Source organism: Collinsella sp. wc0529, assembly GCF_046116875.1.
GTDB lineage: Bacteria > Actinomycetota > Coriobacteriia > Coriobacteriales > Coriobacteriaceae > Collinsella.
The window spans coordinates 1,269,287-1,287,137 of record NZ_JBJXBO010000001.1 but is presented as its reverse complement, the minus strand read 5'-3'; the positions used below and the strand labels follow the sequence as shown (position 1 = coordinate 1,287,137).

General features: G+C 57.9%; 17 protein-coding genes. 8 read left to right on the top strand and 9 right to left on the bottom strand.

Annotated elements, in window-relative coordinates; translation table 11 throughout:
- Positions 1 to 3 precede the first annotated feature (3 nt).
- Together ACKUTP_RS05420 and ACKUTP_RS05415 are read right to left on the bottom strand one after the other, a co-directional pair.
- Positions 4 to 1,248: an arginine deiminase gene (locus ACKUTP_RS05420; RefSeq protein WP_035137319.1), complete on the bottom strand. Its 1,245-nt coding sequence runs from the start codon at positions 1,246 to 1,248 to the stop codon at positions 4 to 6.
- A gap of 28 nt (positions 1,249 to 1,276) precedes the next feature.
- Positions 1,277 to 2,719: a YfcC family protein gene (locus tag ACKUTP_RS05415; RefSeq protein ID WP_035137320.1), complete on the bottom strand. Its 1,443-nt coding sequence runs from the start codon at positions 2,717 to 2,719 to the stop codon at positions 1,277 to 1,279.
- Positions 2,720 to 2,972: 253 nt separating this feature from the next.
- Between ACKUTP_RS05415 and ACKUTP_RS05410 the strand changes: the two genes are divergently transcribed.
- Complete coding sequence (locus ACKUTP_RS05410; protein ID WP_035137321.1) at positions 2,973 to 4,223, top strand: arginine deiminase family protein; 1,251 nt, start codon at positions 2,973 to 2,975, stop codon at positions 4,221 to 4,223.
- 2 nt (positions 4,224 to 4,225) lie between these two features.
- Entirely contained in the window at positions 4,226 to 4,882 is a 657-nt protein-coding gene (locus ACKUTP_RS05405; RefSeq protein WP_052044062.1) for an XRE family transcriptional regulator, read from the top strand.
- 60 nt (positions 4,883 to 4,942) lie between these two features.
- Here ACKUTP_RS05405 and ACKUTP_RS05400 read toward each other — a convergent pair whose 3' ends face one another.
- Positions 4,943 to 5,518 (bottom strand): epoxyqueuosine reductase QueH, encoded by a 576-nt coding sequence (locus tag ACKUTP_RS05400; RefSeq protein WP_195645146.1) that lies wholly within the window; start codon positions 5,516 to 5,518, stop codon positions 4,943 to 4,945.
- Positions 5,519 to 5,528: 10 nt separating this feature from the next.
- Positions 5,529 to 6,095, bottom strand: coding sequence for a DUF3267 domain-containing protein (locus ACKUTP_RS05395; protein ID WP_161145510.1), 567 nt, complete (start codon positions 6,093 to 6,095; stop codon positions 5,529 to 5,531).
- Positions 6,096 to 6,227: 132 nt separating this feature from the next.
- On the opposite strand from ACKUTP_RS05395, the gene ACKUTP_RS05390 reads away from it, so the two are divergent.
- Positions 6,228 to 8,378: a methionine--tRNA ligase gene (locus ACKUTP_RS05390; RefSeq protein ID WP_409063719.1), complete on the top strand. Its 2,151-nt coding sequence runs from the start codon at positions 6,228 to 6,230 to the stop codon at positions 8,376 to 8,378.
- 40 nt (positions 8,379 to 8,418) lie between these two features.
- Positions 8,419 to 9,522, top strand: coding sequence for an RsmB/NOP family class I SAM-dependent RNA methyltransferase (locus ACKUTP_RS05385; protein WP_409063718.1), 1,104 nt, complete (start codon positions 8,419 to 8,421; stop codon positions 9,520 to 9,522).
- Between the two features lie 24 nt (positions 9,523 to 9,546).
- Here the strand turns inward: ACKUTP_RS05385 and ACKUTP_RS05380 are convergent, their stop codons facing one another.
- Positions 9,547 to 9,717, bottom strand: coding sequence for a hypothetical protein (locus ACKUTP_RS05380; RefSeq protein ID WP_271757350.1), 171 nt, complete (start codon positions 9,715 to 9,717; stop codon positions 9,547 to 9,549).
- Between the two features lie 191 nt (positions 9,718 to 9,908).
- Between ACKUTP_RS05380 and ACKUTP_RS05375 the strand changes: the two genes are divergently transcribed.
- Complete coding sequence (locus ACKUTP_RS05375; RefSeq protein WP_349114978.1) at positions 9,909 to 11,000, top strand: hypothetical protein; 1,092 nt, start codon at positions 9,909 to 9,911, stop codon at positions 10,998 to 11,000.
- Between the two features lie 65 nt (positions 11,001 to 11,065).
- On the opposite strand, the gene ACKUTP_RS05370 is transcribed toward ACKUTP_RS05375, so the two are convergent.
- The 3 genes from ACKUTP_RS05370 to ACKUTP_RS05360 all read right to left on the bottom strand — a co-directional run bounded on the left by ACKUTP_RS05370 (position 11,066) and on the right by ACKUTP_RS05360 (position 13,451).
- A complete protein-coding gene (locus ACKUTP_RS05370; RefSeq protein ID WP_409063880.1) occupies positions 11,066 to 11,908 on the bottom strand; it encodes an IS3 family transposase in 843 nt (280 codons plus the stop codon).
- A gap of 29 nt (positions 11,909 to 11,937) precedes the next feature.
- A complete protein-coding gene (locus ACKUTP_RS05365) occupies positions 11,938 to 12,429 on the bottom strand; it encodes a helix-turn-helix domain-containing protein (RefSeq protein ID WP_195503260.1) in 492 nt (163 codons plus the stop codon).
- A 131-nt stretch (positions 12,430 to 12,560) separates the two neighbouring features.
- Positions 12,561 to 13,451, bottom strand: a complete 891-nt coding sequence (locus ACKUTP_RS05360) for a DegV family protein (RefSeq protein WP_409063717.1) — start codon at positions 13,449 to 13,451, stop codon at positions 12,561 to 12,563.
- Between the two features lie 320 nt (positions 13,452 to 13,771).
- Between ACKUTP_RS05360 and ACKUTP_RS05355 the strand changes: the two genes are divergently transcribed.
- The 3 genes from ACKUTP_RS05355 to ACKUTP_RS05345 all read left to right on the top strand — a co-directional run bounded on the left by ACKUTP_RS05355 (position 13,772) and on the right by ACKUTP_RS05345 (position 16,789).
- Positions 13,772 to 15,688: a fructose-1,6-bisphosphatase gene (locus ACKUTP_RS05355; protein ID WP_409063716.1), complete on the top strand. Its 1,917-nt coding sequence runs from the start codon at positions 13,772 to 13,774 to the stop codon at positions 15,686 to 15,688.
- Between the two features lie 78 nt (positions 15,689 to 15,766).
- Complete coding sequence (locus tag ACKUTP_RS05350; protein ID WP_022095122.1) at positions 15,767 to 16,162, top strand: GtrA family protein; 396 nt, start codon at positions 15,767 to 15,769, stop codon at positions 16,160 to 16,162.
- A 219-nt stretch (positions 16,163 to 16,381) separates the two neighbouring features.
- Positions 16,382 to 16,789: a GtrA family protein gene (locus ACKUTP_RS05345; protein WP_022095123.1), complete on the top strand. Its 408-nt coding sequence runs from the start codon at positions 16,382 to 16,384 to the stop codon at positions 16,787 to 16,789.
- A gap of 159 nt (positions 16,790 to 16,948) precedes the next feature.
- Here ACKUTP_RS05345 and ACKUTP_RS05340 read toward each other — a convergent pair whose 3' ends face one another.
- Entirely contained in the window at positions 16,949 to 17,851 is a 903-nt protein-coding gene (locus ACKUTP_RS05340; protein WP_409063715.1) for a DUF4430 domain-containing protein, read from the bottom strand.

Below are 17,851 nucleotides of genomic sequence, written 5' to 3'. Positions count from 1 at the left end.
CAACTAAATATCTTCGCGCCAGAAGGGCATGCTCATGCAGCGCGGGCCACCACGACCGCGGGACAGTTCCTCGGAGGGAACGACCAAAAGTTCCAAACCGTTCTTGTAGAGCTCATCATTTGTGACAACATTGCGCTCGTAAACACAGACTTTACCAGGAGCAACGGCAAGAGTGTTCGACCCGTCGTTCCACTGCTCGCGAGATGCCTCAACCATATCGCCGGCACCGCACTCAATAAGCTGCACCTTCTCCACGCCAGTAGCCATTTCAAGAATATGTTCAAGCGTGTCATCAATCTCTTGAACAGCGACCATTCCCTCAGAGTCACCACGAGTCAGACGATAAACACGAAGGGTCTCAAAAATACCGGGATAAACTGTGAACTTATCGAAATCCACCATGGTGCAAACGGTGTCAAGATGCATGTAAGCATAGCCGTTGGGGATTTTAATAGCGTAAACGGTATCGATCTCAGAATTCCCAGATCCCCAGAACAAATTCTTTGCAAGCTCCTCAATCGCAGCCGCCTCAGTTCGCTGGCTAATTCCAATAGCCAAGGTATGAGCGTTAATGTTAAGCACATCACCGCCCTCGATATGCCAGGGATTCTTATGGTCGTACCAAATCGGAGTCCCTGCATAATCGGGATGGTATTTGAAAATCGCTTCGTAGAAGGGCACTTCACGATCTCGCTGTTTCCAATACATATGGTGAAGCAGAACGCCTTTGCCCACGGAAGCAAGAGGATCGCGAGAGAAATATGAACTCGGAAGAGGCTTCAGCACCAAATCATCGGGCTTCGCATCCTCATTATCCATCATACTAAGCGTAGTCGAAACGCGAGGCAGCTCAAGGTCACGATAACGATACCCCCCCATAGCCTCAAGTACAAACTGATACGAATCTGAAATAGCGTCGAGCTTTTCACGAACAGCCTGCTCAAGCATAGGATTGACAATCCCGCTCTCAGCCATAAATGTATCGGTAAACTCAGCGCGAGCCGAGGGGCATGCATCCAGCGCTTCAGCAACGAGTTTCTCCATATAGAGAACCTCAACACCTTCGCTCCTCAGAAGATCCGCAAAGGCATCATGCTCCTTTTGAGCCACATCAAGATAGAAGCAGTCGTGAATCCAGACATCCTCGAACTCTTCTGCCTTTACGTTCACAAGGTCACGACCGGGGCGGTGAAGCACAACTTTCTTGAGCTTACCAATCTCGCTGTGTACATTCAGTCCTTTAGACATTCCTGTTACTCCATTTCAGCCATGAAACCTACAGGGCAATAAGTCCCGAGATTGCTACGAATACGATATTGATGAGCGACACGACCAAGAAGAATTTCCAAACGGTCTTCCACCACTGGCCAAGCTTGATCTTGCACACGCCCAAACCCGCTACAAGAATGGCGCTAGTAGGACAGATCAAAGACATCGTCGCGCTACCCATGGAGAGAGCCCACACGGCGGCCTCGGGATTAAGGCCCATGAGTTCGGTCAAAGGTCCAAAAATGGGAGCGGTCAGTGCTGCAAGGCCAGATGAGCTGGGAACCAGAATCGCCAGGAGGTTCTCAACCGCATAAAGAAGCGTAGTAAAGAGAACCGCCGGGATGCCGCCCAGACCAGTGGCGAGCGCATTGAGGATGGTATCGATGATCATGCCGTCAGAGGCAATGACAAGGATGCCACGCGCAAGTCCAACGACAATTGCCGAGAAAGCAAAGTCAGCGATACCCGCAACAAATTCCTGAGCGATGACGTCCTGACTAAAGCCCGCAATAACACCAGCCAACAGGCCCATGGCCAAAAAGACCGCAGAAATCTCGTTCATATACCAGCCCTGGGTCACAAGTCCCCAGATGATAAGGCACATACCAGCGATAAATACCGCAAGCACGCCTTTTTGACGACCCGTAAATTCCGCGTCAAGGGCAGATTCATCGGCAGCGAACTCGACTTTCTTGGCGATATCATCCTCAAATGTGATCGATGACTCAGGGTTCTTCTTTACCCTTCGTGCATAGAGGACAACCCAAGTAATTGCAACGGCAGTCAAAACAACCCAGGCAATCATACGCAGCCACAGCTGGGGGTTGCCCTGAATACCAAGAATACCTTGCGCAATGAGAACATTAAACGGATTAATCGTTGAGGCGATGTAACCCGTGCGCGCTCCAACGAACACGACCATAAACGCCGTCATCGAGTCGAAGCCCATAGCCATCATAATTGGCATGAAGATCGCAAAGAACGGGAGAGTTTCTTCCGCCATGCCAAAGCTCGTTCCGCCCAATGCAAAGAGAACCATCGCAATAGGAATAATTAGAATGTCTTTGTTCTTAAAGCGGCGAACGACACGACCCATTCCGCTCGTGATAGCGCCCGTTTTAGTAATAACCTGAAACGAACCGCCCACAATCAAGATGAATGCAACGACCTCAATTGCCTCTTGTATACCGCGCGTTGGAGCCTGAAGAACATCGAAGACGCCTTGTCTGAGATCTACTTCATCCCCGGTTTCCTCGTCAATATATGTCTTTTCACTCTGCTCATACGTACCTGCGACAGTGACTTCACGACCGTTCACCTCCTGACGCTGATAGGACCCAGAGGGAACAATCCACGTGAGAACAGCGAAGATGACCATAAGTGCAAAGATGATCGCATATACGTGCGGGACCTTGAACTGCTTGATGCCTTTCGAACTTTCCGCTGCCATATCTCCTCCTTCATTCCTTTTCCCATCTATCCAGCTGGCACCATAAATGTATGAGGTTGCTCAGCGGTGGTCGGCCAACCATCGCCATCGTGTCGCTTTTCACCTATGAACGGCAGCTAAAGTGACGTTATTAATCAATCTGATATTTAAAATTGATGTTATTTATCAATTACATACGTCTTTTAACTTTTCCGCAACACAACAAGGAACCTGCCTTAGCCTTATATAAAAACCAGCAGGACAGGAGACAGACATGCAAGGCGTACACATAACAAATGAAATCGGTCATTTAAAAGCCGTACTTGTCCATCGACCAGGAACTGAAACACAAAACTACCCTGATGCCGACTTCAGCCAAGTTTTCTCCCTGCGAAAATGGAGCGGTCGTTTTGACCTCGACAAAGCAATATATGAGCACGATTCCATGGTTCAATTGCTTGAGAAGCATGGCGTAGAAACCATTGAAATTAGGGACCTTCTCGAAGACTCACTTGAAACTGAGCCCCAATCACTTAAGTGTTTTATTGATGACTACCTCCGTTGCAGTGGGGCAACAGGCAGAGAGTTCCTCGAGACAATAACCCAGCTGTTTGAGAACGCTAAGAACACCCAGGAATTGGTGAATATAGTACTTAACGGCATTCGCTTTGGAGACACTGAGCTATGTTCAAACCAGTCGGAAACACTACGGGCGCTTGTGCACGAGCAATTTGACCCCGCCTCGCTCTTGGTCAATCCCCTCAACACGCTTTTTTTCACTCGTGATCCTGCTGTGGTAGTCGGAGACGGCATCATCCTAAATCATATGTATTGGCCTGAGCGTGATCGTGAGGTCGCCTTATACCGGCAGATATTCACCCACCACAAGATCATGGGAGAAACCCCGGTATGTGATTTGAACAGGAGTAGTTACCATATCGAAGGCGGAGACATTCTTGTTATCAGTGCTAAGACATTATTAGTTGGAATCTCTGACCGAACTGAACCCGCCGCCGTCGAGTCACTTGCCAAAGAGCTCCTGACCTCAAATAAATTCCAGACCACCGAGCTAATTGCGATTCGAGTCCCCTCTGACGGGCTGCGTATCCACCTCGATACGTTCATAAGTAGAATTGATCACGACGCGTTCCTCATCGATCGTGAGATATGCAATGCCGTTGATGCATACAGCATTCAACTAAAACGATCCGGAAAGGGCCTTACGATCACTCCTATCGATCGCACGATTCCGGAAATACTCTCTGCAGCCTGTTGCGAACCAATAAAAGTAATTGACTGCGGAGGCGGGAATCAAACCGCCTACGAAAGAGAGCGCCGGAACAACGCAACGTCTATCCTTGCGCTCTCGCCAGGAAAACTATGCGTATATGAAGAAAACGTTTGGACCAACGAAGCGCTTGAGAAAGCAGGAATGGAATTATTCCCGTTATCCATTGACGAGCTCACCAAAGGCTATGGTGGCACAAACTGTCTATGCCTCCCTCTGTGGCGAGAGGATCTATAGCCATGGGCTTCGGGGCAAATATTCGTAAACTCCGCACCATGGAGCATCTTGGTCAGGCGCAACTTGCAGAGATGTTGGGGGTATCTAAAGAGACCGTTTGTCGTTGGGAAAAAAGTCGGTATGCCCCCCGTGAGCGCCATATTGAAAAGTTACAAGCGCTCTTCGGTTGCACCCGCGATGAACTTGTTGGCGAGGAAAACGGTTTGGCCGTAAAGCTCGCAAATAAAAGAATCGTCACCGACGAAGACCCTGCTATCCACGAAATGGAGGGCGCATTTCCCGTCATCGATATCGAATCGCAAAAGCGCCGCATCACGCACAGCCAACAAAATGCTTGCGCGCCTGTAGACGTAGCCAAGCGTCACCCACATAGCGTTTTCGTTAAAATCAAAGGTGACGAAATGTCCCGCATTTACCCTCCCGGCAGCTTACTACTTGTCGATACCACCGCAAAGCCTTGGAACGGCTGTGCTGTATTGGCGCTCGCAGACGGTAAAACACCGGTAATTAGGCGATTTGCAGAAGGAAACGACATGATTGTGCTGTCGTCCCATTCATATGCAACAGCAAGTCCGGATCTGATGTTTAACAAACGGAGGATTAGAATCATAGGAGTCGTCGTTTGGTATCAAGCGAGCCACGATCACACGCTTAATTAAATCGACTTTCCCAAAAACGACCGTACCGCACAGACAGCTCAAAGCCCCAGCCCAAAAGAACTACTTTTTGGACGCTTTGCGCTCGTCGCGGATGCGAGCGCGGTCCATGGCCGCCTCGACGGCCGAGAAACGGCAGCCGCAGTAGTTCTGCCGATACATGCCCAGCTCGCGCGAACGACGTGTTGCCTCGGGGTAATACGTGCGAAAATCGCGAATCACCGGAGTGAGACCGCGGGCAGCAGCCAGACGCTCCAACACATCATTGCAGGTTTCGAACAACTGGTACGGCGAGACGGCGAGCGTCGTGCCCACAAACTCAAACCCGCGCTCCTGGGCCACACGGCACGCCTCGGCCAGACGCAGGGCATAGCATGCGCGACAGCGACGGGCTCGATCGGCGCCCAGCGGGGCCACGCCGGCCTCCCAGCGCTCCCGGTCCTCCCCCGCCTCGATAAGCTCGATGTCGCCATCGGCACACCACCGGCGCAGCTCGTCCAAACGCCGCTGCCATTCATCGTGCGGCTGAATATTGGGGTTTGTCCAGCAGATTGTGGGCTCAAACCCTTCCTCGCGCAGCAGGCGGACCGGCTCAAGAGAGCACGGCGCACAGCACGCATGCAGCAACAACGGCTTCATCGACATCTCCTCACCCGAAAAAGCGCACGCCAAAGGACGTATCCTCGCAGGCGACAATGCGGCGGTCGCGCAAAATGGTCCGCACGTAATACCAGTCGCCCACACAGCCCGACAAATGCAAGCCGGCCGCCAGGTAGCACAGCAGCGGATAGCCCGAAAACGCAAACCCCAGGGCAAGCGCCGCCGTCACAACAACCGTCGGCGCCAGGCAAACCGCCATGTACCGCCGGCGCGAATACACAACGCCCTCGGCGCAGGCATAGATCATCGCCGTCTCGCGATTCGCCCCAAAGGTCACCTTCGCGCCCGCAGGCGCCAGCAGCTTAAAAAACACACCGTGCACCAGCTCGTGCACGGCGAACGACGCCATTGAGATCGCAGCCAAGCCGACTATCCAGCCCACGACAGCCATCCAGCCGCCCGCGTCAGCCGCATCCAAGTCCGCAGGCCCGCCCATAAGCATAAACACCGGCACCAGGCACACGGCAAATGCGCCGAGCACGGCCATCCCCCACACAAAGCAGGCGTGCAGAAAATCCTCGTCCTCAAACGCATGTATGTTGGAAATCTCATTCATAGCATCTTAGGATAGCGCCCCTGCCACGTACCCGTCCGCATGTGCGATAATGTCGAACGATATGCACGAATTGACCACCGCGTCGCCAGGCCTTGCGCCCGGTCGCGCTCTCACCATATGCGAAGGAGTCCCATGGCATCCAAATACTCCATGAACGACCGTCCCAGCTGGCCTCGCCGCGCCATCGTTACCGCCGGCGAGCCCTACGGCAACAAGGGCCTTCACTTTGGCCACGTCGGTGGCGTCTTTGTCCCGGCCGACTTCTTCGCCCGCTTCCTGCGCGACCGTCTGGGCCGCGAGAACGTCATCTTCACCTCGGGCACCGACTGCTATGGCTCGCCCATCATGGAGAGCTACCGCAAGCTCAAGGAGAACAAGGGCTACGACAAGTCCATCGCCGAGTATGTCGAGTCCAATCACTCCCGCCAGGCCGCGACCCTCAACAACTACAACATCAGCTGCGATATCTACGGCGGCTCGGGCCTTGAGCCGGCTGCGCAGATTCACAACGAGGTGACCGCCGAGATTATCGAGCGTCTGCACGAACAGGGCACCATCTCCAAGCGCTCCACGCTGCAGTTCTACGACGCCAAGGCCGGCACGTTCCTCAACGGCCGCCAGGTGATCGGCCGCTGCCCCATCCAGGGCTGCAAGTCCGAGAAGGCTTATGCCGACGAGTGCGACCTGGGTCACCAGTTTGAGCCCGAGGAGCTCATCGCGCCCAAGAGCCAGCTCACCGGCGAGGTGCCCGAGCTGCGCCCGGTCGACAACCTCTACTTCGACCTGCCGGCCTACCTCGACTTTATGAAAACCTATACCGCCAAGCTCGCCCAGAACCCGCAGGTTCGCTCCGTGGTCTCCAAGACCATGGAAGAGTGGCTGCTGCCGGCCCAGCTCTACATCCAGAACAAGTTCCGCGAGGCCTTCGATGCCGTCGAGGATCAGCTTCCCGAGCACACCGTGCTGGAGCCCGAGGGCAACAAGAGCAGCTTTACCGTCATCTTCCCCAGCTGGAAGGAGCGCGACGATGCCCACGCGGTGCTCGCCAACGGCGGCGTGCGCTTCCGCAGCGGCAAGGCGCTCGTACCCTTCCGCATCACCGGCAACATCGACTGGGGCGTTCCGGTGCCCGAGGTCGATGGCGTCTCCGACGTCACCTGCTGGTGCTGGCCCGAGAGCCTGTGGGCTCCCATCAGCTATACGCGCACCGTGCTCGCACGCGATGCCAAGGCCGCCGGCGTGACCGAGGGCGTCGCCGCCCAGGATGCCGCCCTCATGGGCGAGCCCGCCGCCGATTCCACGCAGGTCCCCGCGCCCACCTACCAGCACAGCTCGCTCGACTGGCGCGACTGGTGGTGCTCGGATGACGCACAGATCTACCAGTTCATTGGCCAGGACAACATCTACTTCTATTGCATCGCGCAGACCGCCATGTGGGAGGCCCTGGGCTGGGACCTCACGCAGAGCACCGTCAGCGCCTGCTACCACCTGCTCTACATGGGCAAAAAGGCCAGCTCGTCCTCGCAGACGCCTCCCCCACCGGCAGACGACCTGCTCAACCACTACACCTGCGAGCAGATGCGCGCGCACTGGCTGTCGCTCGGCCTGTCCGAGAAGCCGGTGAGCTTTAGCCCCAAGGCATACGACACGCGCGTGACCGGCAAGGACAAGGACGGCAACGAGGTGCGTGCCTGCGACGACAAGCGCGTTATCGACCCGGCCCTTAAGGAAAGCGCCCTTTTGACCGGCGTCTTCAACCGCCTGGCCCGCAGCTGCTTCTACGGCGTCGCCGTCAAGGAGGGCGACGAGAGCCCCTATCGCAACGGTTGCATCCCCGCCGGCGCCGCCTCGGCCACCGTGGTGGAGGCCGCCGAGCAGGCCGCCCTCGCGTTTGAGCAGGCCATGTACAAGTTCGAGACGCACCGCGCGCTCGCTGTGTGCGACGACTACCTGCGCGCCGCCAACAAGCGCTGGAGCGACGCCTCCAAGGCTGCCAACAAGCTTGAGGGCGAGCAAGCCAATACCGCGATGACGCAGGCCCTCGTCGACGCCTTCACCGAGCTGCGCGTGGCGACCGTGCTCATGCACGGCATCGTGCCGGCCGGCTGCGAGCTCATCTGCGAGTACTTCGACGTCGACCCCGTCGCCTTCTTTAGCTGGGACAACATATTTGCCTCCACGGACGAGTTCGTGGAAAGCCTGGGCGAGAAGCCCGGCGAGCACCGCGTGAAGCCGCTGCCCCCGCGCTTCGACTTCTTCAGCAAGCACGAGAGCCAGTACTAAAACAACACTCGACATGTAATGGAATGGGAAGGAAAGACGGATGTCCAAGCCGCGTCGTCGTAAGCAGAAAAAGCAGGTCAAGGCCGAGCTCAAGCTCAGGCAGTTTGCTGCTACCGAACTTTCCGACCAGCTTGCCGCCCTTCCCTGCGCCGCCGACCTGCCGCGCTTTATGGTCGACACGGTCGCCGGCGCCTACGCGCCCGCCGATGCTCAACTCATGATCGAGGGCTTCGGTGCCGCAGCCGCACGCCCGGTCACGCTGCGCGTCAACACGCTCAAGGCGACCGCCGAGGACATCGCTGCGGCGCTCGATGCCGCCGGCATCGCCCACAACCCCGTCGCCTGGTACCCAGACGCCTTTATCCTACCCAAGGCCCAGGTTTCCGATCTGTGGGATCTCGACATCTACCGCGACGGCAAGATCTACCTGCAGAGCCTGTCGTCCATGATGCCGCCGTTGCTCCTGGGCGCTCAGGCCGGCGAGGACATCCTGGACATGTGCGCAGCCCCTGGCGGCAAGACGACGCAGATCGCCGCCCTCACGCAGGGGAATGCTCATCTCACCGCCTGCGAGATGAGCATTCCCCGCGCCGAAAAGCTTGAGTCCAACCTCCACCGCCAAGGTGCCAAAAACGTGCCCGTCATGCGCATTGACGCACGCGAGCTTGACGAGTTCTTCCGCTTTGACCGTATTCTGCTCGACGCCCCCTGCACCGGCACGGGCACCGTCATCAGCGGCAACGAGAAAAGCCTGCGCGGCCTCACCGAGCAGTTGCTGAGCAAGTGCGCCCGCTCGCAGCGAGCACTTCTGGACCGCGCCATGAGAGCCCTCAAACCGGGCGGCACGCTCGTCTATTCGACTTGTTCGATCTTGCCGCAGGAAAACGAGGACGCCCTGCAAGAGGCCCTCGACAAGCACATGGACTGCGAGCTCATTCCCCTCGACGGCACGCCGAGCGAAAGCGAAACGCGCCGTGCTCAGGAAGCTGGCGAAGAGCCACGCGTCGAGAGCAACGCCCTCACCGAGGCCATCGCTGCCGGCCATGTCTCGGCCGTCGCCAACGGTATGCCCGGCACGCTGACCATTCCGCCTAGCCGCGACTTTGAGGGCTTCTACATTGCCCTGATCCGAAAACGCAGCTAGCGCACGGATCCAAAACTCAACAAGCTATCTCTGTGCGCGTTTGCCCTGCTGGTCACGATGTTGTTTAAGCGTCGCGCGCTCTTTGCGTTCGGCCCTTTTGCCCTTAATGGCCGTGACCACAAAGTAGATGACCGCGGCGGCTACGATTGCGCCCACGCATAGGCCAATCGAGCCCAACATTGCCGAAAATTCCATACCGCGTCACCTCTCTTTTAAACGGGACTTTCAAGATAGCACCTCGATACCCGCCACCACAGCTCCTTCACGTTCGCCGGCCCTTCGGTCTAACGGATGGCGCGGCGGGGAAAAATCAACTCGTCAAACGATTTAGCAAGCACAACGCTGCCGGCACCCTGCCGACCACCATCGCATAGAATCGAGGATCCATGGATACCCTCAACGACCTAAACGAGCGCGTCGACGCCTTTGTCGGCACCAGCTCCTTCGACACGCCTGCCGCGACCAACGACCAAGCTCCCATCGATGTACCCGCCGAGGTTCACGAGGACATCGTCGCCTCGGTCGATTTCTCCGAGGTCGAGCTCGCAGACGAGTTCACCGAGCCCCAGGTAGCCGTGACCCCCAACGGACTGCTCCCCATGGAGCCCCTGCCCATCGACGGGCGCCTGCGCAAGGCGGCCCTCCGCATGCCCGACGAGATCGAGGAGGCCAGCGGCTTTACGCTCTTCGGTCGTCGCATTAAATCACTCATCTACACCACCGACGTGGCGGTCATCCGCAACTCCAATGCCGACGCCGTGTTTGCCGTCTACCCCTTCACGCCGCAGCCCGCCATTACGCAGGCGCTGCTGACTGTTGCCGAGTGCCCGGTCTTTGTGGGCGTTGGCGGCGGCACCACCACCGGTAAGCGTTCCGTGCAGATGGCGGCCGTCTCCGAGATGCAGGGCGCGGCGGGCTGCGTGGTCAACTCCCCCGCTACTGCCGAGATGGTCGAGCACATCACCAACATCGCCGACATCCCCGTCATCGCCACGGTCGTACGTTGCGACGATGATGCGCATGCCAAAGTGCGCGCTGGAGCCAAGATTCTCAACATCGCGGCCGGCAAGAACACGCCGCAGGTTCTGCGCGAGCTACGCGAGCACTATCCCAACCTGCCGCTCATCGCACCGGGTGGCAAGACGCCCGAGAGCATCCGCGAAACCATCGCCGCCGGCGCCAACGCCATCATCTGGACGCCGCCTTCGGCCCAGCAGCTTCAGACCGACATGATGCAGCGCTATCGCAAGATGAAGGAAGACGCCACACCTGTCATCTCGCGCGACGATGTGCCCATTATCGACCAGGTCGCCGCCGCCGAGGTTAGCCAGGTCGAGAACATGAATCCCGACGTGCCGATCCCCGACGAAGTCATCGAACGCGTCGCTTCGATCCATGATCATATCGAGGAGCGTCGCGCCAACCGCGGACTCAAACCCTCGCTGCACGGTTTCTTCTTCCGCGGAAAGAAACGCTAGCTGCAACAGCAAGGCCCGCCCCGCAAATGAACTGCGCCCCAAATCTTGGACGCCCTAAATAGCGACTAGGCCGCGAGGGCCTGATTCCGGTACTCCTCCGGGGTCAGGCCCTTCAATCTTACCTGCCTCCGGCTCGTGTTCCAGTGGACTATGTATTCCTCCAGGTCGCGTTTGAAATCCTCGAACGTCTTCCACTCGCGGCCCCTGTAGAACTCGTCCTTGACGTGGCCGAAGAGCTGCTCGGTGGCGGCATTGTCGATGCAGTTCGCCTTCCTGGACATGCTCTGGACGATGCCGGCGGCCTCGAGCCTGGATGTGTACGAGGCGTGCTGGTACTGCCAGCCCCGGTCCGAGTGCATGGTCGGGGCGGCGCCCTCGGGGATCTTGGACAGCAGCTCGTCGAGCATCCTCGCCTGCTGGGCCATGTCGGGCGTGGTCGATATGTCGCTCGCCACGATCTCCTTGGTGCAGAAGTCCAGCGTCGGGGCCCAGTAGGCCTTGCCGCCGGCCACCTTGAACTCGGTGACGTCCGTCCCCAGCTTCCGCCACGGGGCCCCGGCGTCGAAATCCCTCGCGATCACGTTCTCGAACGTCCTGCCGACGACGCCCTTGTACGAGTTGTGCCTGTGGTAGGCCGTCTCGCGTCTGATGCCGCAGCGAATCCCCATCTCGCGCATCATCTTGAGCACGGTCTTGTCGGCTATCACGGCCCCCTCTTCCGCCCTGAGGCACATCGCTATCTGCCGGTGCCCGCAGCCGTTGGCGGTGCGCGAGAAGATCTCGGCGGCCGCCTCCCGGAGCTCGGGGCGCGTGGGCCTCGGCGGGTGCGCGAGGGCGTAGTAGTAGGTCGACCGCTTGAGCTCGGCGCATGCGAGCAGGTGCCCGAGCGCGTGCCCCTCGGCGCGCAGGGCCGCGACCGCTTCGGCCTTCGCCCTGGTCAGAGCCCGTCCCTCTCGACCAGGGCGCGTAATTTTTTTAGGTAGGCCACCTCGGCCTCGAGCCTACGGCACCGCTCCTCGAGCTCCTCCTCGCGGGTCCGCGGCCTCGCCCTGGAACCGCTCGGCCGGCCCTTGGGCCTCGGGCGCAGGGCCTCCGCGCCGCCCCGGCGGTATAGCGCGCACCACTTCTTGAGCGGCGACATCGACATTATGCCGAACGCCGCCATCGCCTCGGTCTTCGTCATGCCGCCGTCGACGACGGCGGAGGCGGCGGCGACCTTCTGCTCGTATGTGTACCTGCCCTGCTTTCCGTCCATGCGCAGCAGCACCTCGCTCCCGAACGCGCGGTATATCTCCTGCCATCTTCTCACGGCTTCCGCGGGAAGCGAAAGGGCAATCGCGGCAGATTTATACCCGTGCCCGAGCTCGAAGAGCCCTATGGCCGCCTTCCTGGCCTCGACATCATGCTTCACCCTCAAATCAACGCGCATAAAGAAAGCCTCCCATTTCTCATGTCCAAGAAATGGGAGGCAGTTCAAAACAACGGGACGGGCCTTTTTCTGTTATCAAATGTCAGGAGGAACAGGCGCAGCGGTTAAAACCGTCAGCCAGCCCACGAACGTTAGTCCACGCGCTTATCGCCCATAAAGAAGACGGCCACCGTGCCGGGGCCGGTATGCGAGCCAATCAGAGCACCGATGCTATTGATCTCAATCTTGCCTTTGAGCTGCGGAACCTGTTCCTCTATCAGCGCGGCAACAGCCTCGGCGTCCTCGCGGCACGCCGAGTGCGACATGATGCACTTGCCCGAATAGTTCGTGCCGTCCTGCAGATGCGCCATCACGGTCTTGGCCATCTCGGAGATCGCGCGCTTCTTGGTGCGAATCTTCTCACGCGGTGCCAGCTTACCGTCGCAATCGACCGTCATAAGCGGGCAAATCTTAAGCGCCGTGCCGATGATCGCGCTCGCGGCCGAGATGCGACCGCCGCGCAGGTAGCTCGACAGATCGGTCGAGAAAAACCAGTGGTGCAGGTTGAGTTTATGCTCCTCGATCCAGGCGGCCGTCTCGTCGAGCGAAGCGCCGCTATCGCGCACGTCGGCGGCATATTCCAGCAACAGGCCAAAGCCCGATGACGCCGCCAGCGAATCGACGACGCGCACCTTGCCGCCCTGGGGATAGCGATCCGCGAGCATCTGCGCCGCAACACAGGCCGATCCATACGTGCCCGAAATACCCGACGACAACGTCAGGTGCAGCACGTCTTTACCCTCGGCAACAAACGGCTCCCAAAACTCCTCGTACTCACCCACGCTCACCTGAGACGTCTTGGGCATAGCGCCCGCGGCTATCTGGGCAAAAAACTTGTCCGGCGCAATCGACTGATACAGATCGTCCGTATAGACAACATCGTCGATCTCGTAATGAAAACACACGACAGGGATATTGCGCGATTCAAAGAACTCACGGGTTCGGTCGGCGGCGGATTCACAGGTCAGGACAAAATCACTCATATGAGGCTCCTTACTCATTGCTGCGCAAATTATCCCACAGTAAGCGTGAATACAGTACAAATGTCCACTATTTACCAAATTGAACCAAAAATAGCGAACATCTTTACTACCATCGTCTCCACCGGCCCCACGCATAAATATCTGAGAAAACACCCTCTGTCGTCTCCACCCAACCGACACATCTACCTTCACTAAATCGATTTACCAAACCGTTTAGCCGACAATTCAGCCGCTGGCGCAAAATGGAAACAAAAGCGGCGCATACTGATAAACGTTTGACGCTGTTTATCAGTTTTACCAACCCCATCGGAAGGTGTTTCATGGTCGCATTCGATCGCAACCCGCAAGACTTTAAGTATCTGCGCCTGCTTTCGAGACAGTTCCCCACCGAACAATCCGCGTTTACCGAGATCATCAATCTCTCGGCCATCCTCAACCTGCCCAAAGGCACCGAGCATTTTATGAGCGACGTGCATGGCGAGTACGAAGCCTTTATGCACATCCTCAACAACTGCTCGGGCGTCGTGCGCGAACATGTCGACGAGATCTTTGGCGACACGCTCTCCTTTGACGAAAAGGGCGAGCTGTGCACGCTCATCTACTACCCGCGCGAGAAAATCGAGCTGGTCCGCAGCCAGCGCGAGGACTCGCCAACCTGGTACAAGACGATGCTTGACCAGCTCATCATGGTCGCACGCTCGCTTTCGAGCCGCTACACGCGCTCCAAGGTGCGCAAGGCCATCCCGCGCGACTACGCCTATATCATCGACGAGTTGTTGCACACGCACCCGGACGAGAACAACTATCGCGTGCGCTATCACGAGCGCATCGTGGAGTCCATCCTGGAGACCGCCAGCGCCGACGACTTTATCGAGTCGCTCGCCTCACTCATCAAGCGCCTGGCCGTCGACCACCTGCACCTGGTGGGCGATATCTTCGACCGCGGCGGCGGCGCGGCCAAGATTATGGACCGTCTGCTCACCTACCATTCGCTCGACATCCAGTGGGGCAACCACGACCTGCTGTGGATGGGTGCTGCGGCCGGTGAGCCCGCCTGCATCGCCACGGTGCTGCGCAACAACCTACGCTACGACAACTACGAGATCTTGGAGAACGACTACGGCATCTCGCTGCGTGAGCTTGTTGCCTTTGCCGATGCCACCTACACCGCCGGCGAGTCCATCACCCCGCTGATCAAGGCCATCAACGTGCTGCTCTTTAAGCTCGAGGGCCAGATTATCCAGCGCCACCCCGAGTTCGACATGACCGACCGCCTGCTGCTCGACAAGATCGAACACGACACCGGCACGGTCACGCTCGCCGACGGCAGCGTGTGGCCGCTCACGACCAACGACTTCCCCACCGTCGACCCGGCGGACCCCTACACGCTCACGTCTCAGGAGCAGCACATCATCGACAAGCTCGTGTCCGAGTTTGTCACCGCCGATCACCTGCATCGCCATATCGATTTCCTCTACACCCACGGCTCGATGTACAAGGTCGCCAACGGCAACCTGCTCTTCCATGGCTGCGTGCCGCTCAACGAAGACGGCACCTTTAGCAGCATGAACTGCCTGGGCACCTGGCACGCCGGCCGCGATTATCTCGATTTTTGCGACCACATCGCCCGCCGCGCCTGGCGCGTGGGCGACCGCGACGCTCTCGACTGGATGTGGTACCTGTGGATTGGCTTTAACTCACCCGCCAGCGGACGCCTGGTGCGTACCTTTGAGCGCGCCTATATCGCCGATAAGAGCACCTGGGTCGAGCCGATGGACCCGTACTTTACGCTTACCAAGTCGCCCTCGGTCTGCGATGACATCATGCGCGAGTTTGGCGTCGCGCCCATGGCATGTTCACCGACCGGTCACATCATCAACGGCCACACGCCCGTTAAAACCACCAAGGGCGAGCAGCCCATCCGCGCCGAGGGCAAGCTGCTGGTCATCGATGGCGGCTTCTGCCGCGCTTACCATCCCAAGACGGGCATCGCCGGCTATACGCTCATCTCGAGCTCGCGCGGCTGCCGCCTCAAGTCGCACCGGGCCTTTACGACGGTTGCCGAGGCACTCACACGCAACGTGGACATCGAAAGCGAGACCAACCGTTTTGACCAAGCAGACCGTCGCCGCATGGTGAGCGACACCGATACTGGCGCCAAGATTCGCAGCCAGATCCAGGACCTGCGCCAGCTGCTCGATGCATATAGAAACGGTGCTATCGAGGAGCGCGCCTAGCACCACCCGCGGGGATTGGCTAAACTTGCTAAGTTTGTCATCCCCGCGGCGCTTCGGCGCCAGCTTAAGGCAGGTACCATGCAAAAGCTCCTTGCGCAGATTATGAAATTTGGCGTCGTCGGTGTCATTGCCACGGTTATCGACTTTGGCATTATGAATCTGCTCCACTACGGTCTGGGCCTCAACATCCTAATCGCCAACACCAGCGGCTTTATCATCTCGCTCATCTTTAACTACCTCGCAAGCATGAAATACGTGTTTGCGCACAAGGAAGGCATGAGCCGCCGCCGCGAGTTCATCATCTTTGTCGTGCTGTCCGTGATCGGTTTGGTGCTCAACGACGGCATCGTGCTGGCGCTCAACGCCGGCCTGGGACTCGAGGCCAATATCGCCAAGATCTGTGCCACCGCGCTTGTCATGGTCTACAACTTTGTGACCCGAAAGATCTTCCTGGAGGGCGACGAGACAAAATAGCTCGAAACCCCTGCAGCATTACGGCGCCCACGGACGACGCGCACTCAGCGCAGTATCGTCCGTGGGTGTCGCTCGTTTACGGGCAAATTTTCAACGTTTGCGGATTAGCTCTTGAAAATTTGGCGAGTTCATATAGTTATTGGCAAAGACCTTACGTTTCCCTTGTAAAAGCTCTAAAGTATCCTCTGCTCGATTCATCAACGCATTGGATGTGATTACGTGCGCAAGGCGCTGGCACAACCTCATACCAAGCAGTTCCTCAAGTTTGCTGTCGTGGGTCTTATCTCCTTTGGCATCGACTGGGGCATGCTCATTGCGCTCGTCGAGCTGTTCCACCTCGACTTTTTGATGAGCACCACGGTTTCGTTTATCACGTCCGTCGTGGTCAACTACTGGCTCAGCATGAAGTACGTGTTCGACCACCGCGAAGGCATGAGCCGCAAGCGTGAGTTCACGATCTTCACCATCCTGTCGGTGATCGGCCTGGGCCTCAACGACCTGTACATGTTTGTGGGCGTCACGTTTTTGAGCATCGGCTACCAGGCCATGAAGGCCATCGCCACGTTCCTCGTCACCTGGTACAACTACTTCAGCCGCCGCTTCTTCCTCGAGGGCGCACGGTCGTAGTCGATTCACTATTTGCTTGAATGTATAACCGGTTGGAATTCCCGTTCCAACCGGTTTTTTGTTTGCCGAGAGACCCGGCGATCCAGTCCCATTCGCATGAAAAACGGGCGGCTCGGATGTTGGTCCGAACCGCCCGTCTGGCGCGCTATGTCGAGGCCTCTAGCCTGTAACGTAATACCAGACTACGTTGTCGCCGTTTGAGAGAACGTAGTTACTACAGGCCGTCATGGGCGTTGTGCCGTTGACGGAGTACATCCACCCGCTCGTGCCGCCGTACTGTTTCTCGGCCAAACCACCAATCGCGGAAACATACGTGCCGTACGACGAGCCGTGTGCGTTGACAGAAAGGCCCAGCGCGCACAGGGCATCGTAAACGGTAGCGCCTTCGTTAAAGGTAAAGGTGCCACCAGAGGACACAGGATTGCCCACAGCACTCGATGTGACCGAAACCGTCACCGTTACGTAGTTGGACTCCTGCGAGCCGCCCTGACCGCCCGAGGAAGCGCTTCCGCCATTAGAGGATGAGGCTCCATCAGACGACTGACCGCCGCCCGAAGAAGCACCGCCAGACACATTGGAAGTATCACCGGCTCCCGTATTTTGGGCAGCGGATTTATCGCCAGACCTCTTGCTGTCCTGACCATCGGACTTCTTGCTATCCGAGCTTTTGTCCGATTCCTTGTGCGAAGACTCGGAATCATCCTTGGCGTCGTTCGAGCCCTTGGACTCATCTTTTGCAGCATCCGAAGATTTGGAATCCTTGGAACTGGCCTCGCCCGAAGCGGTAGACGAGCCAGACCCCTTGGTGTCCTTGGCGACGACGCTCTCCCCCGTCACGGTCTGAACGATCCAGTCAATGGACCAGGCGCCGCTCTCGGAAGGATGGACGAAGCCCAGCGAGACGACGATCAGAATGGTGCACGCGGCAGCAAGAACGCCAAGGAGCGCCTTGCGACGAGATACGGACGCCGCCGAAGCGGCGCCCTGTTGCTTTGCATCGTCGAACTGAATGAACGAGGAATCTGGTTGCTTGGGGTCAGCGTCCTTGGATTTATTGGACAC